The 24242-nt window shown below is 67.1% G+C and carries 15 protein-coding genes and 3 pseudogenes; 10 read left to right on the forward strand and 8 right to left on the reverse strand.

The features are described 5' to 3' along the window. Positions 1–27 precede the first annotated feature (27 nt). From QZ613_RS08650 to QZ613_RS08660, 3 genes are read right to left on the reverse strand one after another with little or no spacing between them, the layout of a single operon-like run. A complete protein-coding gene (locus QZ613_RS08650; RefSeq protein WP_043565641.1) occupies positions 28–816 on the reverse strand; it encodes an arginyltransferase in 789 nt (262 codons plus the stop codon). Positions 817–820: 4 nt separating this feature from the next. Continuing rightward, positions 821–1528, reverse strand: coding sequence for a leucyl/phenylalanyl-tRNA--protein transferase (gene aat / locus QZ613_RS08655; RefSeq protein ID WP_043565638.1), 708 nt, complete (start codon positions 1526–1528; stop codon positions 821–823). Then, positions 1525–2634 carry an ABC transporter ATP-binding protein gene (locus QZ613_RS08660; RefSeq protein ID WP_043565637.1) on the reverse strand — a complete coding sequence of 370 codons (1110 nt, stop codon included), beginning with the start codon at positions 2632–2634 and terminating at the stop codon, positions 1525–1527. Before QZ613_RS08660 ends, aat begins: the two co-directional genes overlap by 4 nt. Positions 2635–2761: 127 nt before the next feature. On the opposite strand from QZ613_RS08660, the pseudogene QZ613_RS08665 reads away from it, so the two are divergent. Continuing rightward, positions 2762–4397: pseudogene (locus tag QZ613_RS08665) on the forward strand (iron ABC transporter permease). Between the two features lie 52 nt (positions 4398–4449). On the opposite strand, the gene QZ613_RS08670 reads toward QZ613_RS08665, so the two are convergent. Together QZ613_RS08670 and QZ613_RS08675 are read right to left on the reverse strand one after the other, a co-directional pair. Next, on the reverse strand, positions 4450–5373 hold the full coding sequence (locus QZ613_RS08670; RefSeq protein ID WP_291982034.1) for an extracellular solute-binding protein: 924 nt from the start codon (positions 5371–5373) through the stop codon (positions 4450–4452). Between the two features lie 481 nt (positions 5374–5854). After that, positions 5855–6151, reverse strand: a pseudogene (locus QZ613_RS08675) (NlpC/P60 family protein); the annotation flags it as partial. Between the two features lie 357 nt (positions 6152–6508). Here QZ613_RS08675 and QZ613_RS08680 point away from each other — a divergent pair. The 7 genes and pseudogenes from QZ613_RS08680 to QZ613_RS08710 all read left to right on the forward strand — a co-directional run bounded on the left by QZ613_RS08680 (position 6509) and on the right by QZ613_RS08710 (position 18086). After that, a pseudogene (locus QZ613_RS08680) lies at positions 6509–7505 on the forward strand (oxidoreductase). A gap of 30 nt (positions 7506–7535) precedes the next feature. Then, positions 7536–8660 (forward strand): diguanylate cyclase, encoded by a 1125-nt coding sequence (locus tag QZ613_RS08685; RefSeq protein ID WP_291982036.1) that lies wholly within the window; start codon positions 7536–7538, stop codon positions 8658–8660. Between the two features lie 67 nt (positions 8661–8727). Beyond that, positions 8728–10629 (forward strand): propionate--CoA ligase, encoded by a 1902-nt coding sequence (locus QZ613_RS08690; RefSeq protein ID WP_291864162.1) that lies wholly within the window; start codon positions 8728–8730, stop codon positions 10627–10629. 193 nt (positions 10630–10822) lie between these two features. Next, positions 10823–12883 carry a TonB-dependent receptor gene (locus QZ613_RS08695; protein ID WP_291864159.1) on the forward strand — a complete coding sequence of 687 codons (2061 nt, stop codon included), beginning with the start codon at positions 10823–10825 and terminating at the stop codon, positions 12881–12883. Between the two features lie 22 nt (positions 12884–12905). Beyond that, the gene (locus QZ613_RS08700; RefSeq protein WP_291864156.1) at positions 12906–13478 is read left to right on the forward strand and encodes a YfiR family protein; all 573 of its coding nucleotides are present in this window, start codon (positions 12906–12908) and stop codon (positions 13476–13478) included. A gap of 1 nt (position 13479) precedes the next feature. Continuing rightward, positions 13480–15927 (forward strand): response regulator, encoded by a 2448-nt coding sequence (locus QZ613_RS08705; RefSeq protein WP_291864152.1) that lies wholly within the window; start codon positions 13480–13482, stop codon positions 15925–15927. Further along, positions 15927–18086, forward strand: a complete 2160-nt coding sequence (locus QZ613_RS08710) for an EAL domain-containing protein (protein ID WP_291864150.1) — start codon at positions 15927–15929, stop codon at positions 18084–18086. The genes QZ613_RS08705 and QZ613_RS08710 overlap by 1 nt, the downstream gene beginning before the upstream one ends. Before the next feature lie 74 nt (positions 18087–18160). Here QZ613_RS08710 and menD read toward each other — a convergent pair whose 3' ends face one another. From menD to QZ613_RS08725, 3 genes are read right to left on the reverse strand one after another with little or no spacing between them, the layout of a single operon-like run. Further along, complete coding sequence (menD, locus tag QZ613_RS08715) at positions 18161–19894, reverse strand: 2-succinyl-5-enolpyruvyl-6-hydroxy-3-cyclohexene-1-carboxylic-acid synthase (protein ID WP_291864147.1); 1734 nt, start codon at positions 19892–19894, stop codon at positions 18161–18163. After that, positions 19891–21384 carry an isochorismate synthase gene (locus QZ613_RS08720; protein WP_291864144.1) on the reverse strand — a complete coding sequence of 498 codons (1494 nt, stop codon included), beginning with the start codon at positions 21382–21384 and terminating at the stop codon, positions 19891–19893. Before QZ613_RS08720 ends, menD begins: the two co-directional genes overlap by 4 nt. After that, a complete protein-coding gene (locus tag QZ613_RS08725; protein ID WP_291903469.1) occupies positions 21381–22790 on the reverse strand; it encodes a fatty acid--CoA ligase family protein in 1410 nt (469 codons plus the stop codon). Before QZ613_RS08725 ends, QZ613_RS08720 begins: the two co-directional genes overlap by 4 nt. 291 nt (positions 22791–23081) lie before the next feature. On the opposite strand from QZ613_RS08725, the gene QZ613_RS08730 reads away from it, so the two are divergent. Next, positions 23082–23768, forward strand: coding sequence for an SOS response-associated peptidase (locus tag QZ613_RS08730; RefSeq protein ID WP_291864138.1), 687 nt, complete (start codon positions 23082–23084; stop codon positions 23766–23768). Then, the gene (locus QZ613_RS08735; RefSeq protein ID WP_291864135.1) at positions 23765–24121 is read left to right on the forward strand and encodes a cupin domain-containing protein; all 357 of its coding nucleotides are present in this window, start codon (positions 23765–23767) and stop codon (positions 24119–24121) included. The genes QZ613_RS08730 and QZ613_RS08735 overlap by 4 nt, the downstream gene beginning before the upstream one ends. Positions 24122–24242: the final 121 nt, after the last annotated feature.

Raw genomic sequence — 24242 nt, forward strand, 5'->3', positions numbered from 1 at the left:
GACCATACCCCGCTCGATGCGCAGTCGTCAGTCGTCGGCAGGAGCGCTCGCCGCCGGGGCTGGCCGGTCAGGCGGCTCCGCCAGGCGCGCGTGCAGATCGACCCACTGGCGGTCAAACAAGCCCTCGATGGACTTGAAGTTGGCCTTGTAGGACATCTTCCTGCTGGCGCGGATCCAGTAGCCGAGGTACAGGTACGGAAGCTTGTTGGCCGCACACTGGCTGATCTGCCAGACGATGTTGTAGGTGCCGAAACTGGCCGGAGCAACGTCCGGATCGTAAAACGTGTAGACCGACGACAGACCGTCGTTGAGCACGTCCAGGATGCTCACCATGCGCAGGACGCCGTTTTCGGTGAATTCGACCAGGCGGGTGTCGACGCGACTCTGCAGCAGGAAATGCGCGTACTGGTCGTGGCTGTCCTCGTCCATGCCGCCGCCCGCGTGCCGCGCCGACTGGTAACGCAGGTAGAGCCGATAGTGCTGCTCATTGAAGGCCAGCGGCAATTCACGCGCCTGCAGCCGGGCGTGCATGCGCACACTGCGCCGCTGGCTGCGGTTGGGCTGAAAGAGCTGCACCGGGATACGTACCGGAATGCAGGCCTGGCAGTGGTCGCACTTCGGCCGATAGGTGAACATGCCGCTGCGCCGAAAGCCGCTGCGCACCAGTTCGGCGTAGACCTCGCTGGTGATCAGGTGGCTGGGCGCGGCGACCTGCGATCGCGCACGCTCACCGGCCAGATAGCTGCAGCTGTAAGGGGCTGTGGCGTAGAACTGCAGCAGCGAGAAGGGCAGGTCGGAGTCATTGAGTCGCGCCATGCAGCTAGCTCCAGGGTTGGCTGGCGCCGTCGACCGGCCATCGGCCGGGCTGCCAGGGCACGGCGACCAGCGCGCGCAAGCGGGCCATGAACTCGGCACGGGGAATTTCACGCGCGCCCAGAGACGCCAGGTGAGCGGTCTTCATCTGGCAATCTATCATGCCGTAGCCCTCCCCCTCAAGGAAGCGGGCGAGGTGCGCGGCGGCGATCTTGGAGGCATCGGTCGCCTGCGAAAACATCGATTCGCCGTAGAACATGCGCCCGATGGCGATTCCGTAGAGTCCTCCCACCAGCCGCCCGTCGATCCACGTCTCGACCGAATGCGCGAAGCCGAGCTGCGCCAGCTCGCCGTAGGCGTGCTGCATCGCGCGCGAGATCCAGCTCCCGTCCTGACCGGCGCGCGGCACTTCGGCGCAGGCGCGGATGACCGCCGCAAAGTCTCGGTCCAGCGTCACCTGGTAGCGGCCGGCACGCAGGCAGCGGCGCAGCGAGCGCGAAATGCGGAAGGCGGCAGGGTCGAGCACCATGCGTGGATCCGGACTCCACCAGAGGATCGGCTCGCCGCTCGCGTACCAGGGAAAGATGCCGTGCTGGTAGGCGTTGAGCAGGCGTTGCGGCGACAGGTCACCGCCCGCACAGAGCAGGCCGTTGGGCTCGAGCAGCGCCGATTCCAGCGCCGGGAACGGAGCCTTGCCCTCGAGCCAGGGAATCATCGATGGAATTGAATGCCCAGCGCGACGGGCGCCAGGCTGTGGATCGGCGTCTTGAAGGCGACGACGTGATCGACGTCGAGGCGGATACCAATTTGCTCGCCAATGGCGTGGTTGTGATGCGAGGGCACCAGCGACAGGACTTCGACGCCACTCGCCAGCTGCAGGGTGTAGAGGATTTCCGCACCGCGAAAAGCCTTGAGGCGGACTTCGGCAAGCAGTTCGCTGCGGTCGTCGTGAACAATGTCGTCCGGACGCAGCAGGACTTCGACACCGCAACCCTTGCCACAGGCTCCGCAGCCCTGGCTGCATTCGAGCGGCAGACGCGATTCGAGAACGCCAAGTTCGACCTGCACGCGCCGTTCGTCGATGACCGTGCCGGCCATGAAGACGCCCTGCCCGACGAAATCGGCGACAAAGCGATTGACCGGCTGGTGGTAGAGACGATACGGACTGTCCCATTGCTGAATGATGCCAGCGGCCATGACGCCCACCTCGTCGGCCATGGCAAAGGCTTCGTGCTGATCGTGGGTAACCAGCACGGCGGTAATGTTCTGACTCTTGAGAATGTCGCGCACCTCGAGTGACAGGCGCTCGCGCAGGCCGACGTCGAGATTGGAGAACGGTTCGTCGAGCAGCAGCAGTTGCGGCTGCGGCGCCAGCGCGCGGGCCAGCGCGACGCGCTGCTGTTGCCCTCCCGAGAGTTCATGCGGGTACTTGCCACCCTGACCGTCAAGACCAACGGTCGCCAGCAGTTCGGCGACGCGATCCCGACGCTGCCCGGCGGCCAGTCCGGAAAGCCCAAAACCGACGTTGGCGGCGACGCTCAGATGGGGAAAAAGCGCGTAGTCCTGGAAAACCATGCCGATCTCGCGCTTCTCGGGCGGCAGTCGCCAACCAGAGCGGCTGACGGCCCGGCCCTGAACGCGAATCTCGCCCGCGGCGATCGCTTCAAAGCCGGCGATGCAGCGCAGCAGGGTCGTCTTGCCGCAACCCGACGGGCCGAGCAAACAGGCGATGGTGCCGGTTTCAACGCTGAAGCCGACGCCATCGACGACGGTGTGCGAGCCGTAGCGCTGGACGATTCCTTCGAGTTCGAGATGGGCCATCGCCGCCTGGGGAAGAGTGGAGAGTGGGTTCTTGCCGCGTGCCGACGCCTTGCTCTGCGTGAAGCGGCCAGGAGCCGGCCGAAAGCGGGTGCTGGTCAATTATAATTCTCATTTACGCGCTTGAATCATGATCCGCTCACCGCTCAACCCCCTGCTCGTCGTTTCGGCCACCGTCGCCGCCCTGGTCGCCCTGCCGGTGGCCAGCGTGCTGACCAATATCCTCAGCGGCGGCACCGGCGCGACCTGGTCGCATCTGGCGACGACCGTCCTGCCGGATTACATCGCCAACACCCTGGTCCTGTGCCTGACCGTCGGGGTGGGCGTCGTTGTCGTCGGCGTCGGCACGGCCTGGCTGACGACCATGCATTCGTTTCCCGGTCGGCGCGTCTTCGAATGGGCACTGGTCTTGCCGCTGGCCATGCCGGCCTACGTTCTGGCCTACGTATACACGGACTTCCTGCAGTTCGTCGGTCCCCTGCAGACTTTCCTGCGCGAGTCTTTCGGCTGGAGCAAGGCCGACTACTGGTTTCCGGAAGTGCGCAGCCTTGGCGGCGCAGTCGGCATGTTCGTCTTCGTCCTTTATCCCTACGTCTATCTGCTTACCCGTACGGCCTTCATCGAGCGTGCCAGCGGCATGCTCGAAGCGTCACGGACACTCGGTCTCGGACCCTGGCGCAGCTTCTTTCGTGTCTCGCTGCCGCTGGCCCGGCCGGCAGTCGCCGCCGGCGCGGCGCTGGCGCTGATGGAAACGCTCGCCGATTACGGAACGGTCTCCTATTTCGGCGTCCAGACTTTCACCACCGGCATCTATCGCGCCTGGTTCTCGCTTGGCGATCGCATTGCCGCAGCACAACTGGCAGCGGCGCTGCTCGGCTTCGTGACGCTGCTGTTATTGATCGAACGCATCTCGCGCGGCCGTTCGCGTTTCTACAACACCACCGCACGCAACCGCCCGCGCTCCGGCCAGCGCCTGCTCGGCTGGCGCGCCTGGCTGGCAAGCACGCTGTGCGCACTGCCGCTGGCCATCGGCTTCGTGCTGCCGGCCGGCCTCCTGCTGCGACTGGCGCTGGCCAACGGCGACGCGCGCTTTGGCGAGCATTTCTTCGTCATGGTGCGCAACAGTTTCGTTCTCGCCGGGCTGACCGCCGCCATCGCCGTCTCGCTGGCCGTGCTGCTCGCCTACGGCGCACGCCTGGCGAAAGGCCTGCCGGCCCGCGCACTCAACCGCCTGGTCAGCCTCGGCTACGCCGTTCCGGGTTCGGTGATCGCCGTCGGCGTCCTTATCCCGGTCAGCCGGCTGGACATCTGGCTCGCCGGCCAGTGGCAAGACTGGTTCGGCAGCAACCCCGGCCTGCTGCTCACCGGCGGGATCGCGGCGCTGATCTACGCCTACCTGGTACGCTTCCTGGCCGTCGCCTTGCAGGCAGTGAGCACCAGCCTGGCGAAGATCACGCCGAACATGGACGATGCGGCACGCAGGTCTGGGACTCGGGCAAGGGGCGACGCTGCGCCGCGTGCACCTGCCGATCCTGCGCAGCAGCCTGTTCACGGCAGGCTTGCTGGTCTTCGTCGACGTCATGAAGGAACTGCCGGCGACGCTGGTGATGCGCCCTTTCGATTTCGACACCCTGGCGACCCAGGCCTACACCCTCGCTTCGGACGAGCGTCTCGCGGAAGCGGCCAGCGCGTCGCTGGCCATCGTCGTCGTTGGACTTCTGCCGCTGATCGCGCTGTCGCGCCAGATCTCACGCAGCCACCGCTGAACCGGCGACGACGGCCTTCGCCTCAAGCTGGCGGGCAGCGCGAGCGCGTCGCTCAGCGATAGCCGACCTGATCGAAAATGATCTGGGCCTTGGCGCGATACATGGCCAGCGAGCCGACCGGCAGCGGGTCGGCCTTGAACTTGCCGAGCGCAGCCAGCGCCGGATTGTCGATCTTGATCCCGACCACCACCGGCCACTCGTTGTTGCCGTCGGCGAAATAGCGCTGCGCCTGGTCGCTGGCCAGGTACTCGAGAAACTTGAGCGCCGCTTCCTTGTGCGGCGCGTGCTTGAGCACACCGCCACCGGAAACGTTGATATGGGCGCCGTAGCTCTGCTGGTCAGGCCAGACGACGCCGATCTTTTCCATCGTCTGGCGATCCTCGGGCTTGTCCGAGCGCATCAACCGCGCCAGATAGTAGGTATTCGAGACCGCCACCGCGCATTCGCCAGCGGCCACCGCCCGGATCTGATCGGTATCCCCGCCTTTGGGCGCGCGCGCGAAGTTGGCCACCACCCCCTTCGCCCATTGCTCGGCCTTGCTCTCGCCCTGGTGCGCGATGATCGACGCCATCAGTGACAGATTGTAGGGATGTGATCCCGAACGCGAGCAGACCTGTCCCTTCAGGCGTGGATTGGCCAGATCGTCGTAGGTCTGCACCTGCTCGGGCTTGACGACGCCTTTGGCATAGACAATGACGCGCGCCCGGGTCGAAAACGAGAACCAATCGACGGTGCGCAGGTTGGCCGGAATGCGCGCCTCGAGCGTCGGCGACTGGACGGCGGCGAACAGCCCGAGTTCGTGCGCGGCGGACAGACGGGCGGCGTCGACGGTGAGCAGGACGTCTGCCGGACTGTACGCGCCCTCGTTCCTGATCCGCTCGAGCAGCTCGTCTTCCTTGGGCGAAATTAAATTTAGTTTTTGGTTTGGACCGGGGCGGGGGGAATAAAAAAAAATAGGGCCAGGGGGCGCAAACACAACGGGGGCCAGGTGTAAAAATGCGGAAACAACTCGTTCTTGGCATTTTGTTTTTTTTTAAAAAGTACCGGGGAAAAACAAAGGGGGGGCGTCGTTCACAAGCGGGGGGTTTTTTGGGACTCACGCAAGCTTTCGGTATAAAAAGCGGAAGGGGGGGGTGCCCCAAGGGGGCAGGGGGCGGCGGCGGCTCCGTTTTATAAAACGCGGTTGGGGGAATTTCCAGGTGCTCTGGGGGCCCGGGCATAAAATCTCGGGATTTGCCCCCCGTAGGCCACTTTCGGGGGGGGGGGCCCACCGGGGCCCCGGGGCCCACGCCGGGTTGGGCGTGGCAGTGGGAAAAGCAGAACAGCCGGGGTTTTGTCGGGGCCGAGGGGGGAAGGGCCCCCGATAGATACCGACATGCGAGAAGGTGCGGCGCATGGTGTTGAAGAAAACCAGGATCACCGGCTTTCAGTTCCTGGCGATCAATCACCGACCCTACCTCGCTTTGCTCCCGCGCCGTGCGCGGCAGCAGGATGCCGATGGCCTCCTTGAAAACGAGTTGCACCAGACCGCTGCAGTCAAGACCGAGATCGGGATTGGTACCGCCCATGCGGTAGTTGATGCCGATCAGTTCCAGTCCCTTGAGAATCAGATCCTGAGCACTGTTGGTGTAGCGCTCGAAGAACGACGCATCTTCCGCAAGCCTGTGCAGTTCGTTGGCGTGGACCGAACCGACACCCGGGAGAGCGATCAGCGCGGCGGCGAAAAGGGGGGCGAGGAGGTGTTTTCTGAGCATAGGGACGGAATTTATGTGAAAAAAGTCACACTGTAAACCCCCTATCGATCAACAACTATTCGGGAAAGTGATCGAGGAAAGCACCGCAAACGGTTAAATTAACAGATATATCGTCGAAAAATCAGTCTCCTGGCTTTGCTGCACTGCACACGTGGGCAGGGGAACAAACGCGGTATATTGCTTGTCTCGTCGGCGCCACTCACAGCACGCCCGATGCCGGCCGCGGTGAGGGCGTCGGCGTTCGTTCGAGGGCGCTCGGCTTTGTGTTTATAATCGCCGGCTGTCCCTGGCGCTGCCCCGGCGTTGTGCGCAACGGGTCGTGCCCAACGCAGTCCTTCCCCAACGCGTGGAACACTCATGAGTCCATTCAAAGCCTACTTGATCGATGAGCACGAAGGTGTCACCAGAAGCGACTTCGTGAGCATGGACGACGCACAACTAGACGCCGGCGAGGTGACCATCAAGGTCGCCCTACTCGAGCGTCAACTTCAAGGACGCCCTGGCCGCGACCGGTGCCGGCCGCATCATCCGTCGCTACCCGTGCGTCGGCGGCATCGACCTCTCGGGAACCGTCGCCGCGAGCAGCGACCCGCGCTTCGAGATCGGCGATGCGGTCATTGCCACCAGCTTCGACATCGGGGTCGCACACCACGGTGGCTACGCCGAATACGCCCGGGTGCCGGCGCAATGGGTCGTTCCCCTGCCCGCCGGGCTATCGCTGTACGAAGCGATGGCCCTGGGTACGGCGGGCTTCACCGCGGCACTGGGAATCGTGCGCATGGAAGAAAACGGCCTGGCGCCGAGCAAGGGTCCGGTGATCGTCACCGGCGCCAGCGGAGGGGTCGGCAGTCTGGCCGTGGACATGCTCGCCCGGCGCGGCTATTCGGTCACCGCACTGACCGGCAAGGAAAGCGAAGCCGACTATCTCAAGAGCCTGGGTGCGACAGAAGTGATGTTCCGTTCGGCGCTCGACCTGTCGCGCATCCGCCCACTCGACAAGGCGCTCTGGGCGGGAGCCGTCGACAACCTCGGTGGCGACGTGCTCGCCTGGATCGTCAGCGCCATGAGGCAGGGCGGAACGATCGCCAGCATCGGTCTGGCGGCAAGCCCGTCGTTGCCGACGACGGTGATGCCGTTCATCCTGCGCGGCGCCTGCCTGCTGGGGATCGATTCCGGCTACATCGGCGAGCCTTACCGCAGCGGCGTCTGGCAGCGTCTGGCCAGCGACCTGCGCCCGCAGCATCTGCACGCAATGACGCGCAGCATCGCCTTCGACGAGCTGCCCAATGTCTTTGACGACTTCCTCAAGGGTCGCGCACATGGCCGGGTAGTGGTCAATGTGGGCGAGAACTGAGGCGCTGATCTGGACATCAGGCGCACCTCGATGGACACCCCGAAGCAACGGCCTCGCATCCTGATCGTCGATGAATCGCGGATCGTCCGGACGCAGTTCATCCAGCTCATTCGCGACCATTACGACTTCCGCGAGGAGGTCGACGGCGAAGGGGGCTGGCAGGCGCTGGTCATCGACCCTTCGATCCAGCTGGTGATCAGCGCCTTGTCGATGTCCATGCCGGTACTCGATGGCGACGGTCTGCTGGCGCGTTTGCGCTCGTCGCGTCTGGCCCGCCTGCGTCAGATCCCGGTGCTGATGATTGCCGGCGACGACGAGGCGGCCAATGCGCGTGCGCGCGCGCTCGGCGCATCCGACTTCATCGCCGGCGGCATCGGCGCCAGCGAGCTGCTGGCGCGCATCGACTCGGTGCTGCGCCTGGCCCAGGCGCAGAACGAACTGCGCGAGAACCCCGAACGCGATGCCCAGCATCCCGATACCGGACTACCGACCCGCCAGCGCGTCGAAGTACAGGCGGCGCAGGCGATGTCCTATGCCCTGCGACACGAAAGTCCGGTGAGCATTCTGATCATGGGCTTCGACCGCTTCGACGCGCTGCGCAACGAGCACGGCGAAGATCTGGTCAAGGAGTTGCACAAGCGTTTCGCGAGTATGCTGGCCACCAAGGTGCGCAAGGAGGACAGCCTCGGCCATTACTCGGGCAGCGACCTGGCGGTGGTTTCGCCAGGCACCCCCTACCCGGCCTGCGAAGCCTTTGCCAATCGCCTTCGCGAGGCCTTCGCAGTGGCCAATATCGCGGTGCACGGCAAGCGCCTGAACCTGTCGGTCAGCGTCGGGGTGGCAAATACCCCGGTCGATCGTCTAAACTCGGCGTCGTCCTTGCTCACCCTGGCCGCTCAACGCCTCAAGACGGCGCAAGAGGCGGGTGGCAATCGCGTCGTCGCCTGCGGTGACAGGTCGTCCAGCCGACAGCCCGCACCGCGGCTGGGCCACGCCATCGACCTGATCAAGGCCGGACACGAGAGCGCGGTGATCCCGCATCTCCTGCAGTTGGGCAACGAAGTACTGCCCTTTCTGGAGCTACTGGAAAGGGAATTGAAGTTGGGTCTGCCTTTGGCAGAGCTCCGAAAAAGGACGCGTGACCGGGAGCACTAGGTCCAAGACACCCGGCAGGCGTAGTTTCCATTGATGCACTGGTATGAATTTTGGACGAGGGAGTCTCATGACGACAATCCAAGAGTTTCACAAGAAATCAATCGACAATCCAGACGCCTTCTGGGGAGAAGAAGCCAAACTCGTTGACTGGCACAAGCCGTTCAGTCAGGTACTCGACTTTTCCCGGCCGCCGTTCGCCAAGTGGTTCGTCGGCGGCGAGACCAATCTTTGCTACAACGCCGTCGATCGCCACGCCGAAAAGCGGCCGAACGACCGCGCGCTGGTCTTCATCTCGACGGAAACCGACCAGGAAGTGGTCTATACCTTCGCCGAACTGAAGGCTGAAGTGGTGCGCATGGCGGCAATCATGCAGAACCTCGGCGTCAGCAAGGGCGACCGCGTCCTGCTGTACATGCCGATGGTTGCCGAAGCCGCTTTCGCGATGCTCGCCTGCGCACGCATCGGCGCCATCCACTCGGTCGTTTTCGGTGGCTTCGCCTCCGGGTCGCTGGCCACGCGCATCGACGACGCCGAACCGGTTCTCATCGTCTCTTCGGACGCCGGCATGCGCGGTGGCAAGGCAGTGCCCTACAAGGGTCTGCTCGACGAAGCGATTTCTCTGGCGGAGAAGAAGCCGGCGAAAGTGCTGATGGTCGATCGCGGCATCGACAAGGGCTTCAACAAGGTTGCCGGTCGCGACGTGGACTACGCGAGCGAACGCGCCAAGGTCATGGACGCCGACGTGCCGGTCACCTGGCTGGAATCGTCCGATCCTTCCTACATCCTGTACACCTCCGGCACCACCGGCAAGCCGAAGGGCGTGCAGCGCGATACCGGCGGCTACGCCGTCGCGCTCACCTCGTCGATCAAGCACATCTTCTGCGGCGAAGCCGGCGAGACCTTCTTCGCCACCTCCGACATCGGCTGGGTTGTCGGCCACTCCTACATCGTCTACGGTCCGCTGCTCGCCGGCATGGCCACGATCATGTACGAAGGCACGCCGCTGCGCCCGGATCCGGGCATCTGGTGGCAGATCGTCGAGAAGTACAAGGTCAGCGTCATGTTCTCGGCGCCGACTGCCGCGCGCGTACTCAAGAAGCACGACACCGAGTACATGCACAAGTACGACCTGTCGTCGCTCAGGCACCTGTTCCTGGCTGGCGAACCTCTCGACCAGCCGACGCACGAATGGTTGATGGGCGAACTCGGCTTGCCGGTGATCGACAACTACTGGCAGACCGAGACCGGCTGGCCGATGCTGTCGGCGATGCCCGGCGTCGAAAAGACGGAAATCCGCTTCGGAACGCCAAGCTTCCCGGTCTATGGCTACAACCTCAAGATCTTCCGTGAGGACGGCACCATCTGCGATCCGGACGAGAAAGGCATCGTCGGCATCCTGCCGCCGCTGCCACCGGGCTGCCTGTCGACCGTCTGGGGCGACGACGACCGCTTCGTGTCCACCTACTTCACGCTCTTCAACGAGCCGCAGGTGTACTCCTCCTTTGACTGGGGAATCGCCGACAAGGACGGTTATCACTACATCCTCGGCCGCACCGACGACGTGATCAACGTTGCCGGCCACCGCCTCGGCACGCGCGAGATCGAGGAGGCGATCCAGGGGCATGCGGCGATCGCCGAAGTCGCCGTCGTCGGTGTCGCCGACAAGCTCAAGGGTCAGATGCCGATGGCTTTCGCCGTGGTCAAGAACGCCGACAGCATCGCCACTCCGGAGCTGGCAGCGGCGCTGGAGAAGGAAGTGATGAAGAAGGTGGACTCGAGCCTCGGCGCGATCGCCCGCCCGAGCCACGTGCACTTCATCAGCGTCTTGCCGAAGACCCGTTCTGGCAAGCTGCTGCGGCGCACGATCCAGGCGCTCGCCGAAGGTCGCGACCCGGGCGATCTGACGACCATCGAGGATCCGAAGGCCCTCGAGCAACTGCAGAAGGCACTCAGCGCCGCCCAGGGTTGAGGCCAGGGCCGCCGCCTGGCGGCCAACGCTTGCGCATCCAACTGCCGCCCGCGAGGGCGGCAGTTTTTTTTTGCCCGCTGCCGCAATGACGGCCACGGCGCCGGCAGTCCGCAAGAAAGTCCTAAAGCTTGACTGGTCTTGTCCGTTAACTAGGTGTCAGTCGCTGATGCCCGACCAGAGAGGATTCCCAACCATGCCCGCCAAGCCCGCCGCCTTGACCCCTGCCCTCGCGCTCGCGCTCGCCGCCGCTTTCGGCCTCGTGGCCCAGGCCACAGCCCAGTCCCTGCCGCCGGAAGAGCTCGACATCAGCCTCGAAGACCTGCTGCGCGTCGAAGTGACCAGCGCTTCGCGCAAGAGCGAGCGCCTGCACGACGTGGCCGCGGCGGTCTATGTGATCAGTCGCGAAGACATCGAACGCTCGGGAGCGACGAGCATTCCCGAAGCGCTGCGCATGGCCCCGGGGGTCGAGGTGGCGCGCCTGGCCAACAACCGCTGGGCGGTCAGCGTGCGCGGCTTCAACAACCGCTTCGGCAACAAGCTGCTGGTACTCATGGACGGGCGCAGCATCTACTCGCCGCTCTTTTCCGGCGTCCTCTGGGAGAACGAGGACACGCTCCTCGAAGACATCGAACGCATCGAGGTCATCCGCGGGCCGGGGGCGGCGATGTGGGGCGCCAACGCGGTCAACGGGGTGATCAACATCATCACCCGCCGGCCGCGTGACACGCAGGGCAATCTGCTGGTTGCCGGCGCGGGCAACGAGGAACGCGGCTTCGCCTCGTTCCGCCACGGCGGCGAGGCCGGCGATGGCCACTACCGCGTCTGGGGCAAGGCCTTCGATCGCGACACGGCGGTCAGCGGCGACGGTCGCTCGGGCAACGACTACTGGCGCTCCGGGCGCGTCGGCTTTCGTGGCGACTGGTCCGTCGCCAGCGGCCAGCGCGTGATGCTCAGCGGCCAGGCCTATTCGAACGATACCGGCGATCGCTGGCAGGTGCCCGACGTCACTGCCCGGCAGGGCGTGCGACTCACCGACATGCAGCAGACCGGCAAGGGAGCGCACCTGCTCGGGCGCAGCGAATGGACCCTGAACGATGGTTCCGAAGCCGCGCTGCAGGCCTATGTCGACTACAGCCAGATCGACGTACCCGGCGCTTTCAAGGAGGACCGGACCACGATCGACATGGATTTCCAGCATCGCCTGCTCGTCGGCGAACGCCACGATGTGCTCTGGGGCCTCGGCTACCGCTACTCGGGTGACCGCATCGCCTCGGCGGGAATCATTTCCTTCCAGCCCGACCATCGCAGCTTCAATCTGGCCAGTGCCTTCGTCCACGACGACATCACCCTGCTCCCGAATACGCTGCGCATGATCCTCGGCGTGCGCTTCGAAACCAACAACTTCACCGGCTACCAGCCGCTGCCGAACGCCCGCCTGATGTGGACGCCAAGCGACACCCAGTCGGTATGGGGCTCGGTCGCCCGCGCCGTGCGCACCCCCTCGCGCGGCGAACTCGACGCCAACATCGATCTCTCGGTGCAGCCGCCCGGTACGCCGGGCAATCCGTCGCCCTTGCCGATCCTGACGCGCAACGTCCAGGACGATCACGAGCTGAAAACGGAGACCGTCGTCGCCTATGAACTCGGCTACCGGCAGCGCCTGGCGACCAATCTGGCGCTCGACGTCGCCACCTTCTACAACCAGTACGGCGACCTGCGCTCGGCGGTGCTCGGCGCGCGCAGTTTCGAATTCTCGCCGCCGCCACCGCATATCGTGCAGACGATCACTCCCGACAACAGCATCAAGGCGCATACCCATGGCGTCGAGGTCTCCGTCGACTGGTCGCCGCTGCCCTGGTGGCGGCTGCAGCCGATCTACAGCTATCTCTCGCTGAGCACCTCGTCAACCAGTGGCGACGCGGTCTCCGTCGCCAACGCGCAGATCTTCAACAGCAGCGACCCGCAGCATCAATGGTCGCTGCGTTCGTCGATGTCCTTGACCGACCGGCAGCAGTTCGATCTCTGGCTGCGCTATGTGAGCAAGCTCGGCGGCAGGAGTGTGCCGTTCTCGATTCCCGCCTACACGACCCTCGACCTGCGCTACGCGTGGCGACCAACGCGCGACCTGGAACTGTCGCTGGTCGGCCAGAACCTGCTCGACAACCAGCACCCGGAGTTCGTCCCCAGCCTGCTGCCCGGGCAGGCGCTGGAAATCGAGCGCGGCGTCTACGTCAAGGCAAGTTGGCAGTTCTGAGAGCTCCGAGAGTGACAACTCGATGGCCGCACGCGTGAACTCCTTGCTGCTGCGCCGGCTCGCCCGGCTGCTGGCACTGGCCACGATCGTCGCTGCCGGCGGCGCTCGCGCCCAGACCACGCTCACCGAAGCGCAGGCCAAGGCGGCGTTCGTGATCAATTTCGCGCGCTACGTCGAATGGCCGGAGCGCGTCTTCGCGAACCGCACGGCACCGCTGCTGATCTGCGCCCTCGGGCGCAGCGCGGTCGGCAACGCGCTGGAAGCCCACGAAGGCCGCCAGGTACAGGGACGCCCGGTCGCCGTGCGCCAGCTGCTGGGCATCGACGAGGCGCGCCCCTGCCAGGTCCTGTTCATCGCCGATTCGGAAGAACGTCGGATGAGCCAGTTGCTGCGCGCGCTCAGCGGACAGCCGATACTGACGGTCAGCGACGCCGAGGCGTTCATCGATGGCGGCGGCGCCATCGGCCTGGTGCGCGCCGATCAACGCCTGCAGTTCGAAGTCAATCGCCAGGCGTTGGAGCAGGCACAGCTGAGGGCCAGCTCCAACCTCCTCAAGCTCGCCCGCAACCTGTCCGATTTCAGGGGGAAAAACTGAGATGCGTTTCCGCGATCTGCCGCTGAAGAACAAAATGATGCTGATCATCGGCCTCACCGCCGGTGCCGGGTTGCTGATCAGCACCCTGCTCTTTGCCGGCTCGGAGATCGACGACAACCGCGAGGCCGAACTCGCCAAGCTCACGGGCATGGCCGAGATTCTGGCCGCGAGCAGCACCGCGGCGATCGCCTTCGCCGACGCGCCCGCGGCCAGCGAAACGCTGGCCGGCCTGCGCGCCCGCCCCGAGGTCATCGGCGGTTCGATCACCCTGCGCGACGGAACGGTTTTCGCGCACTACCCCGCCGAGCGGGCAGCGCTAGCGGCCACGCGTCCCGGCGCCAGCGTCGCGCTCGTCGCCGGCGACTACTGGAGTAACTCGCTGAAGATCGAGTACCCGATCCGCCAGGGCCGGGAAGTCATCGCCACGCTGAGCATCGAATCGGACCTCGAGCCGATGTGGCAGGACATCACCCGGCGCATGCTGGTCGTCCTGGCCGGCGCGCTGATCGCCTTCGCCGTCGCCCTGCTCCTCGCCGCACGCCTGCAGCGTTCGGTTTCGATGCCGATCCTGGCGCTCAGGCAGGCGATGCGCCTGGTCGCCACCGACAAGGATTATTCCCAGCGGGTGTTGATCGACCAGCACGATGAAGTCGGCGACCTGATCGCCGGCTTCAACGTCATGCTCAGTGAAGTCCAGTTGCGCGACCATGAACTTGCCGCGCACCGGGCGACACTCGAGGATCAGGTCGAACTACGCACCGCGCAGCTGCGGCTGGCCAAGGAACAGGCGGAAAGCGCCAACGTCGCCAAGTCACGCTTCCTGGCCAACATGAGTCACGAAATCAGGACACCGATGAACGGCGTCATCGGCATGGCCGACCTGCTCATCGAGACGTCGCTGTCGCCGCAGCAAAGGCGCTACACCGAGACGCTGCGCGTTTCCGCGGAGTCGCTGCTGCACCTGCTGAACAACGTTCTCGACCTGTCGAAAATCGAGTCCGGGCGGCTGGAAATCGAGCTCATCGCCTTCAGTCCGCGGCAACTCGTCGAGGAGGTCGTGCAACCTTTTCGCGAGATGGCCTCGGCCAAGGGCGTGCTGCTCAGCGCACTGATCGGGCCGGACGTTCCCGCGGCCGTCCTTGGCGATCCCTACCGCATCAAGCAGATCGTCAGCAACCTGCTCAGCAACGCCGTGAAGTTCACTGAACGCGGCTCGATCGTCGTCTCGCTGACCTGTGAATGCCGAGCCGAGCTCGCCGCCGGCGGCGGCGATTCGCCGAACGTCGATGGCGGGCACTGCCTGCTGTGCTACGCGGTCATCGACACCGGCGTCGGCATCGCGCCGGAAAGCGGCGAGAAGCTCTTCGCCCCCTTCTCGCAGGCCGACAATTCGACGACGCGCAAGTTCGGCGGCACCGGTCTCGGGCTGGTGATCATTCGCGAACTGGCGCACCGCATGGCCGGCGAGGTCGGTTTCGAAAGCGAGCCCGGGCACGGTTCGACGTTCTGGTTCCGGCAGCGCGTGCAGCGGCACGCGCAAGCGCTGCCGCAGGCCGCGCCGCTTGCACGGCAAGCGCGCCGGCTCGGCGGCCACGTGCTGCTCGTCGAGGACAACGAGGTCAATCGCGAGATCGCCGGCGCCATCCTGGCCAACCTGGGATGCCAGGTGGACCGTGCTCACGACGGCGCGCAAGCAGTGCTTGCGGCACACGCCGGGAACTACGACCTGATCCTGATGGATTGCCAGATGCCGGTCATGGACGGCTTCCAGGCGACTCGCCAGATCCGCGCCGACGAGCGTCAGGCAGGCCGTGCGCCGTGCCCGATCGTGGCCCTGACCGCCAATGCTCTGGCCGGTGACCGCGAACAGTGCCTGGCCGCGGGAATGAACGACTACCTGGCAAAACCGATCAATCGGGCGCAACTCGCCGCCGCACTGGAGCGCAACCTGCCCGCGCTGCCGGCGACGGCGGAAGTCGCGGCAGCGCCTGGCGCGAGCGGTCAGGCGGCAGCGAGCGCAACGGTCACCGTCAGCGACGCCAGCGAAGAGGCTCGGCCGCACACGCCACCCGCTTTCGACCCGGCTATCGTGCAGGCGCTGCCGATGGTCGCCGACGGCAGCAACCCGGCCTTCGCCGAGCGCGTGCTCGACCTGTTCACCAGCAATGCCAGCGAGCTCCTGGCGGCCATCGAACGGGCCAGCGAGCGCGGCGACATCACCACCCTGCAGCGCTGCGCGCATACGCTCAAGTCGTCGAGCGCAACGGTCGGCGCGCTGGCCCTGTCGGAGCAGGCCAGGCAGCTCGAGATGTTGCTGCGCGCCGGCAGCTCGCCAGCCAGCGACTGGCCATCCAGGCTCGGCGACAGCTACGGCGAATTCGCCGCCAGCCTGGCACAATATCGCACCACCACGGCGGCACCGAAGGCAACCGCGAAAGAGAACGCCTGATGGACGACACTGCACGAACCGGCCGCCTGCTGCTCGTCGACGACGACGGGATGCTGCGCATGCTGGCCGCCGAATCGCTGCGTCACGCCGGCTTCGAGGTCAGCGAAGCGGACTGCGGCGAGGCCGCTTTGCACGCCTGCGAAGAAGACCAATTCGACCTCATCCTGCTCGACGTGATGATGCCCGGCATCGACGGCTACACGGTCTGCGCAGCGCTGCGCCGCGACGCGCGTGCCAGGTGGCTGCCGATCGTCATGCTCACCGGGCTCGACGACACCGATTCCATCGAACGCGCCTATGCCGCCGGCGCCACCGACTTCGTCACCAAGCCGATCAACTGGGCGCTATTGATCCACCGCGTACGCTACGCCCTGCGCGCCAGCCGTGCCCTTGCCGAAGTGAGACGCAGCCAGGCCAGCCTGGCGCAGGCCCAGCGCCAGGCGCGGATGGGTAATTGGCAATGGTCGTTGAATGACGCGCGTTTTACCTGCTCCGACGAACTGCGCCGTATTTTTGGCGACCTCGAACTCGCCGGGAGCGGCACCCCGGAACGTTTCCTGAGCCGTGTGCGGGCCAGCGACAAGACAATGGTCGATGCCGCACGGAAGGCGCTCTTGCACGATGGCACGGCCTACCGGCTGAGCTACGCGATGGAAAGTCTCGACGGCCGGATGGTCGAGGTCCTCGAACAGGCGCAGGCGGTCAGGGACGCCGCCGGCCGGATGGTCAGGATCGAGGGCATCACCCAGGACATCAGCGAGCGGGTACAGGCCAAACGCCGCATCGAGCATCTGGCGATGCACGACAGCCTGACCGGACTGGCCAACCGGCGCTTCTTCACCGAACTGGTCACCGTCGAACTGGCGCGCACGCGCCGCGCACGGGGCAGCTGCGCACTCCTGCATCTCGATCTTGATCATTTCAAGAGCGTCAACGACGCCTTCGGCGACGCCGCTGGCGATCGTTTTCTCTGCCAGATTGCCGATCGCCTGAAACTCTCGGTCCGGGAAAGCGACCTGCTGGCGCTCAATCCGCCGATGCGCCCCGCCGAAATGGTCGCCCGTATCGATGGCGACGCATTCACCCTGCTGCTCATCGACGTGCGTGTCGCCAGCGATGCCGCGCTGGTCGCCGAACGCCTGCTGCACAGCGTTTCCCGACCGCTGCTGTTGGATGGCCGCGAACTGGTGCTCACCGCGTGCATTGGCATCGCCGTCTTCCCGCGCGACGCGGATTCGGTCGAAAACCTGTGGCGCCACGCCGAGCAGGCGCTGTACGCCGCCAAGGGCGCCGGTCCGGCGCACTGCCGCTTCTTCGACGACGAGATGAACAGCGCCGCCAGCGCCAAGCTGCAGCTGGAAAACGAACTGCGCCGAGCCATCGGCGACGGCGAGCTGCGCCTGCATTTTCAGCCGAAGGTCGACGCCGCCAGTGGCCGCATGAGCGGCGCCGAGGCACTGGTGCGCTGGCAGCATCCGCGCCTCGGCCTGCTCGCGCCGGGCCAGTTCATCGGACTGGCCGAGGAATGCGGGCTGATCGTCGCCCTAGGCGACTGGGTGGTGGCCGCTGCCGCACGCCACCTCAAACAGTGGTCCAACGCCGGACTCGACCCGGTACGCGTCTCGGTCAATCTGGCCAGCCCCAGTTTCCAGCAGGACGACATCGCCGAGAAACTCGCCGACGCGGTACGCCGCGTCGGCATTTCACCCCGGCAACTGGTCCTTGAACTGACCGAGTCGCTGCTGATGGTCGACGCCGAACGCACCATCATGCGGCTGCACAGCCTGCGCGAGCGGGGCTTCAGCCTGTCGCTCGACGATTTCGGAACCGGCTATTCGTCGTTGAGCTATCTCAAGCGCTTCCCGATCGATGAACTGAAGATCGACCGCGCCTTCGTCACCGACGTCGCCCGCGGCGGCAAGGACGCCGCCATCGCCCTGTCGATCATCGAACTCGGCAAGCAGTTCGGCATGCGCGTCGTCGCCGAAGGTATCGAGACCCGCGAACAGGCTGATTTTCTCCTCGCCCACGGCTGCAGCATCCAGCAAGGCTTCCTGTTCTCGCGACCGCTGCCACTCGACCGTTTCGAAGCCGTTCTGGCTGCCGGCGGCCGCTTCGACGTCGGGCTGTCGACAGCAACGAACAGCGTCGGCGGCTGACCCGACCGCAAGCCACCTCCGAGCAGAAACGCGGCGCGGCTGCGCCTCCTCGCAATGACGGGGGCAGGGGAATACTACAGCAGCGCCTCGGTCACCTGCCGCGAGAACTCGCGGCGCGCGGCGACACTCGCCCGGCGGTCGATCGGCACTTCGATCAGCGTCGCACCACCGCGCCGCAGCGCGCGCTCGACGCTGGCGGTGAGCTCGGCCAGCGACCACACTCGCTCGCCGACGACGCCGAAACTGTGCGCGGCGGCGACCAGGTCGACCGTCTGCGGGGTCAGCCAGCCGCGCTCGAACTCGGGCAAGGCGGCCACCGGCAGGTAATCGAAGATGCCGCCCCCGCCGTTGTTGAGCACCACCACGATGATGTCGCGGCCCTTGGCAGCGGCCAGGGCGGTCAAGTCGTGTTGCGCGGTCAAGTCACCGACCAGCGCCAGGCACGCCCCCGAGCTCGCGATCCCGAGGGCCGTCGACAGATTGCCGTCGATGCCGCTGGCCCCGCGATTGCCGAAGAAGCGCAGCGGCTTGTCGCCGCTGCCCGAAAAGGCGTCGAGGTCGCGGATCGCCAGCGAGTTGCCGCAGAAGACGTGATGGCCCGCCGGCAGGCGTTCGAGCAGCGCCGGAATCAGCGTGCCTTCGCAGGGCGCCAGCCGCCCGGCGGCACCCGCGCAGTGGGCTCGTGCCACGGCTTCTGCAGCCGCCTCGGCGCGGGCAAAAAGGCCTCGCCAGCTGGCCGGCGCGGGCTGGCCGCCGGCCAGCAGGGCTCGGCAAGCCGCGACCGGATCGGCCTGCAGCAGCCTGCCGGCGGCGTGCTGCGGGTCCGGCCAGCGGCTGTCCGGGGTGACCACCACCTGCAGCGCCGACGCCGCCGCGCGCAGCCACTCCTGCAGCGTGCGGGTGACCGGAAAGGCGCCGAAGCGCAGCAGCCATTCGGGGCGTGCCGTGGCCAGCGGCGACGGCGGGCGCAGGAAACTTTCGTAACGCACGCACAGCCGGCTGCGATCGTAGGCCGCGAAACGCAGGTTCGACAGCGGTTCGGCGAGGATCGGGCAGTCGAGCTGCGCGGCAAGCGCGCTGACCGCCGCGGCGAATTGCGGCGGATAATCGGCGCCGCCGCAGACGATCGCCCCTGGGCGGCCGCTGATCTCGGCGAGCGTGGCGGCGATCGCCTGCGGCCTGGGCAGGAGCAGCGGCGCGGCGACGCTGACCGCCGGCGAGCACGCCGCGGCAGCGTGGGTCGCGAGAAGCTCGCCGGCAGGCAGCAGCGGTTCGCGGAAAGCCAGATTGAGATGCACCGGTCCCGGCAACGGCCACCCGCTGTCGGCGATCGCCCGCGCCGCCAGGCGCTGCAGATAGGCCGGCGAGAAGTCGGCGGCGGGCAGCGGCGGAGCGTAGAAGGAACGTACGTGCCGGCCGAAGAGGTGCTGCTGGTCGATGGTCTGGTTGGCTCCCCAGCCGAGCAACTCGGGCGGGCGGTCGGCCGTGAGCAGGAGCAGCGGCACGGCGCCGAGATCGGCTTCGATGAGCGCCGGAAACCAGTTCGCCGGCGCCGAACCCGAGGTGCACAGCAGCGCCACCGGCTGCCGCGTGGCCTTGGCCATGCCCAGCGCAACGAAGGCCGCACTGCGCTCATCGACGATGACCTGGCAGCGAACCGCCGTCTGGCGCAGGAAGGCCAGCGCCAGCGGAGTCGAACGCGAGCCCGGCGAAAGCACCGCTGCGCGCAGCCCGGCAGCGGCCAGGGCATCGACCAGCGTCTGCGCCCAGCGCAGGTTGAGGAGGCCGTTATCGGCCGCGTCGCTCATGCGCTCCGGCTCTCCGGGCGGTGCACGGCAGGCAGCGCCTGGCGCAGGGCTTCGGCGATCACCGCCAGCTTGGCTTCGGTCTCGGCGAGTTCCTGTGCCGGGTCCGAGCCGGCGACGATACCCGCACCCGCGAACAGCTCGGCGCCGCAGCCCTTGATGCGCGCGCAGCGCAGGGCGACGACCACTTCGCCATCGCCATCACGGTCGATCCAGCCGACGCCGCCGGAGTACCACGCACCACGGCGATCGCCGTGGCTGCGCAGCCACTGGCGTGCGGCGCCGGCAGGCGTACCGCCGACGGCGGGCGTCGGATGCAGGCGGGCGACAACATCGAAAAGGCCGACCCCGGGGTGCAGGCGACCACGCACCCGGGTGCGCAGGTGCTGCAGCTCGCGCAACTGCAGCACCTCGGCCGGCGTCGGCGCCGCCAGCGCAACGCAGAGCGGCGCCAGCGCGGTGCGAACGGCATCGACCACCAGTTGCTGCTCGCGCGTGTTCTTGTCGTCCTGCAGGGTCAGCGAGCGCCCTTCTCCGGCTGCCGACACGGCAGCCAGCCACGCCGTCCCGGCAAGCGCGTCGGCCTCGACCACGCCGCGCCGAAGCGCGACCAGGCGCTCGGGCGTCGCACCCAGGAAGAACTGGCCGCGCTCGCCGACCCCGAAAATGGCGCACTCCGGATGGCGATCGGCAAGCGCGGCCAGCAATGGCGCCAGGGCAATCGGGCGATCGCCGTCAAAGCGAACGCTGCGCGCCAGAACCAGCTTGGCGAGGCGACCGCCAGCAATCTCGGCCAGCGCGGCGCGCGCCCGCGCCAGGAACGCCCGCTCGGCGAGCACTTCGCTGCGCCGTCGCACGACGCTCGCCGGCGGCGCAGCAGCTGCGGTCCAATCGGGCGGCTGGACGGCACGCAGGGCGTCGCGCCAGCGGTCGATGGCGCCCTCGCCTTCGCCCACCGCACAGCTGAAAGTTGCGCTGCAGCGGCCAGCGCGATTGGCCAGCAAAACGGCCGGCACGAGCAGGCGTGCGTTCGGCAGCTCGTCCGCAGTCGACGCGCCATTCCCCGCGTCCTCGTCAAAGGCAAAACCGATGTGCGCCAGCGGAACGAATCCGGTCTGCTGCCAGTCGTCGTGCTCCCAGACCGGTGCAAGACCCGAAAAAGCAGCCTGCAAGGCCGCAAAACGCGCCGCACCCGTGCTCGTGAAGCTCATCGCGCTGCCGACGGCAAGGCGATAGTCGCCGTGCGCGCCACTGCGCTGGACAGCTTCCCGGCCATCGCCAGCGGCGACATCCGGAGCGGCGCCTGCCGGCCGCGCCCACCAGTTGAGCTGCGCTCGCGCCAGGTCGCCGTCCAGCCAGCGCTGCTCACCGCCCGCGCCGAGATCGAGGGTGACGCTGAGCAGGCCCCGCGCCGCCGCGCGCGGCAGGCGCGCGCGCAGGCGCCGGCGCAGGAGCGCGCGGCGCGGGCCGTCGAGCAGCTCGGCGAGGTTCATCTGCTCACCCCACCCGGCCCCCCGCCGCCCTGCGCGAGCACGCGCAGGGCGCGCCGCTCGATCTTGCCGAGCGCATTGCGTGGCAGCGCGTCCAGGCGCAGCACCCGACGCGGGCGTTTGGCGGCCACCAGATGCTGCCGGATCCAGTCATGCAGCAGCGCGGGTTCGGCCGGACCAACGACCAGGGCGACCAGCAAGTCGCCCCACACCGGGTCGGCAACGGCAGTCACCGCGACGTCGCTGACGCCGGGGCAGGCGGCCAGACAGGACTCGATTTCGAGCGGGTGCACGTTGACCCCGGCGCTGATCAGCAGGTCGTCGGCGCGACCGAGAATGCGCAAGCGAGCGTCGGCGTCGATCGTCCCCAGGTCGCCGGTCGCCAGCCAGCCGTCGCCGTCGAGACCGTCGCCACGGCGCCAGGCGGGGTTCAGGTAACCGGCCATCACCTGTGCGCCGCGCAGATGCAGGCGCCCGTCGGCGGCAACGCGGGCGTGCAGACCGGCCAACAGGTGACCCACGTCGCCGACCTGCCAGTCGCCGTCCGGACGCAGCAGCGTCGCTGCCTGTGCCGTCGACTCGCTCATTCCCCAACTCGGGTGGATCGGCCAGCCGCTGGCCAGGGCGCGCTCGAACAGCGGTCGCGACAGCGCCGCACCACCGATCAGGACGTGGCGCAGACTGCCTGGCGGCGGCGCACCCTGCGCCACATCGAGCAATCGCGCCAGCATCGCCGGGACCAGCGACAGGTGACTGACCCGCCGCGTGCGCAGATCGTCCCACACGGCGGTGGGCGAAAATCCGTCGTGCAGGAGCAGCGTCGCCGCCGCGCGCAGGCAACGGCCAAGGATGGCCATGCCGCCGATGTGATGCAGCGGCAGGCAGGCCAGCCAGACGTCGCCGACGTGGAGCGGCAGGCGCTCGTTCGCGGCCCCTGCGGCGGCCTCGATATTGGCTTCACTGAGCATCACCACCTTCGGCGCGCCCTCGCTGCCGCTGGTCGCGATGAGGAGCGCGAGATCCGTGGCCGCGTCGCTCGTCACCTGCCCGGCGACGAGCGGGCCAGGCGCTGCGGGCAAGCGATGCAAGCCTTCGGACAACGGCGAAAGGCGCTGCAGGCGACCACCGGCGAGCGCCTGCAGGCCTGGCCAGGCGGCCTCGGCGAACAGCGGATCGAGCGGCAGAAAAAGCACTTTCGCCGCCGAGCACGCCAGCGCCGCCAGCGCCAGGTCGCTGGCGCCGGCGGCGCTGGCCACGGCGTCGCCAGCCACCAGTCCCTGTGCGCGCAGAAAGCTGCCCGCGCGCTCGGCCCACGCCGCCAGCTCTTCGTTGCGCCACTCGCCACGCGCGCTGCACAAGGCGACGGCCGAAGGGTACTGGTGCGCGTTCGCCTGCAGCCAGCGAACCAACGGACTGCGCGACCCGGGAGAAGGCGCAGAGCCTTCGGCTGGCAGACGGAACGACGAGGCGTCGGTCACAACGAACGGCGGGACATGGCGGATGGGCACGCTGAGCGGGAAGGAGGTGAACCGGTCGCCAGCGACGACAAGCGTCGCCGGCCAGGCTTAGGGCGAAGATTATACGCAGCGACCCGGGCCCGCGCCCTTGCCGCCGATCAAGAAAAACACCGCGAGCAGCGTTCGCGCGCCCGGGCGCCGCTGCCTCTTCGCCGCATCGGTCGACGCTGCTACACTCCGCCCATGTGTGGACGCTATGCCCTCGATGCCCCTCGCTCGCGGCTCTCGCGACACTTCGCCCTCGACCAATGCGTCGAGCTTGCGGCGCGCTACAACATCGCCCCGGCGACCGATGTTGCGGTCATTCGCCAGTCGCCAGGCGGGCAACGCGTGGCCCACCTGCTGCGCTGGGGTCTCCTGCCGCACTGGGCGAAAGACCCGGCGCTTGCCGCGCGTCTGATCAACGCCCGCGGCGAGTCGCTGAGCGAAAAACCTGCCTTTCGCGACGCGTTCCGCAAACGCCGCTGCCTGATTCCGGCGAGTGGCTTTTACGAGTGGCAGGCAATCGCCGCGCCTGCCGGGCCAGCGCGCAAGCAGCCCTTCTACAGCTCCTTGCAATCCGGTGAAGTGATGGCCTTCGGCGGACTGTGGGAAGCGTGGACCGCGCCGGGCGGCGAGGTCGTACGCAGCTGCTGCATCGTCACCACCGCCGCCAACGAAGGCTTGCGCGCGATTCACCCGCGCATGCCGCTGATTGTCGCTCGCCAACACTGGCAGGCCTGGCTGAGCGCTCCGGCCGATGAGGCTGGAGACTTGATCCGCCCGTGCCCGGACGGCGACCTGCAGAGCTGGCCGGTCAGCCCCCGCGTCGGCAAGGTCAGCGAGGACGATCCGGCGCTGATCACCGCCCTGCGGGAAAAGGAAACATGAAGACCAGTCGCCGCGAGATCACCGCCTACGTCACCCGTGACGGCTCCGAAATCCGCGAGTTGATGCATCCCGACGTGCATGGCAACCGCCAGCAGAGTCTCGCCGAGGCGATCATCCAGCCGGGTCAGCAGACGCGTCTGCATCGCCACCGGCTCAGCGAGGAGCTCTATCACGTGACGCACGGCACGGGAATCATGACCCTGGCCGGCGAAACGCTGGCCATTGGCGTCGGCGACACCGTGCTCATCAGGCCGGGAACGGCGCACAGCGTCACCGCCAGCGGCGGCGAAGCGCTGCACCTGCTCTGCTGCTGCAGCCCGCCCTACCGGCACGACGACACCGAGCTGCTGTGAAGAAACGGCAGGCCGCGGCCGGGCGCGCGGCGGCGGCGTGCCGATCAGCGATCGGCTTTCGCCGCCTGCCAGCGCAGGGGCGGTGGCGCCAGAGTCGCGTCATCCGGCCGCCGATGATCCG

This window comes from Candidatus Accumulibacter sp. ACC005 (assembly GCF_907163215.1).
In the GTDB taxonomy this organism is placed as follows: Bacteria; Pseudomonadota; Gammaproteobacteria; order Burkholderiales; family Rhodocyclaceae; genus Accumulibacter; species Accumulibacter regalis.

Coding starts and splice junctions, on each gene's coding strand:
- QZ613_RS08650 (WP_043565641.1), bottom strand. CDS start 816: ATGGCGCGACTCAATGACTCCGACCTGCCCTTCTCGCTGCTGCAGTTC.
- aat (WP_043565638.1), bottom strand. CDS start 1,528: ATGATTCCCTGGCTCGAGGGCAAGGCTCCGTTCCCGGCGCTGGAATCG.
- QZ613_RS08660 (WP_043565637.1), bottom strand. CDS start 2,634: ATGGCCCATCTCGAACTCGAAGGAATCGTCCAGCGCTACGGCTCGCAC.
- QZ613_RS08685 (WP_291982036.1), top strand. CDS start 7,536: ATGGACACCCCGAAGCAACGGCCTCGCATCCTGATCGTCGATGAATCG.
- QZ613_RS08690 (WP_291864162.1), top strand. CDS start 8,728: ATGACGACAATCCAAGAGTTTCACAAGAAATCAATCGACAATCCAGAC.
- QZ613_RS08695 (WP_291864159.1), top strand. CDS start 10,823: ATGCCCGCCAAGCCCGCCGCCTTGACCCCTGCCCTCGCGCTCGCGCTC.
- QZ613_RS08700 (WP_291864156.1), top strand. CDS start 12,906: ATGGCCGCACGCGTGAACTCCTTGCTGCTGCGCCGGCTCGCCCGGCTG.
- QZ613_RS08705 (WP_291864152.1), top strand. CDS start 13,480: ATGCGTTTCCGCGATCTGCCGCTGAAGAACAAAATGATGCTGATCATC.
- QZ613_RS08710 (WP_291864150.1), top strand. CDS start 15,927: ATGGACGACACTGCACGAACCGGCCGCCTGCTGCTCGTCGACGACGAC.
- menD (WP_291864147.1), bottom strand. CDS start 19,894: ATGAGCGACGCGGCCGATAACGGCCTCCTCAACCTGCGCTGGGCGCAG.
- QZ613_RS08720 (WP_291864144.1), bottom strand. CDS start 21,384: ATGAACCTCGCCGAGCTGCTCGACGGCCCGCGCCGCGCGCTCCTGCGC.
- QZ613_RS08730 (WP_291864138.1), top strand. CDS start 23,082: ATGTGTGGACGCTATGCCCTCGATGCCCCTCGCTCGCGGCTCTCGCGA.
- QZ613_RS08735 (WP_291864135.1), top strand. CDS start 23,765: ATGAAGACCAGTCGCCGCGAGATCACCGCCTACGTCACCCGTGACGGC.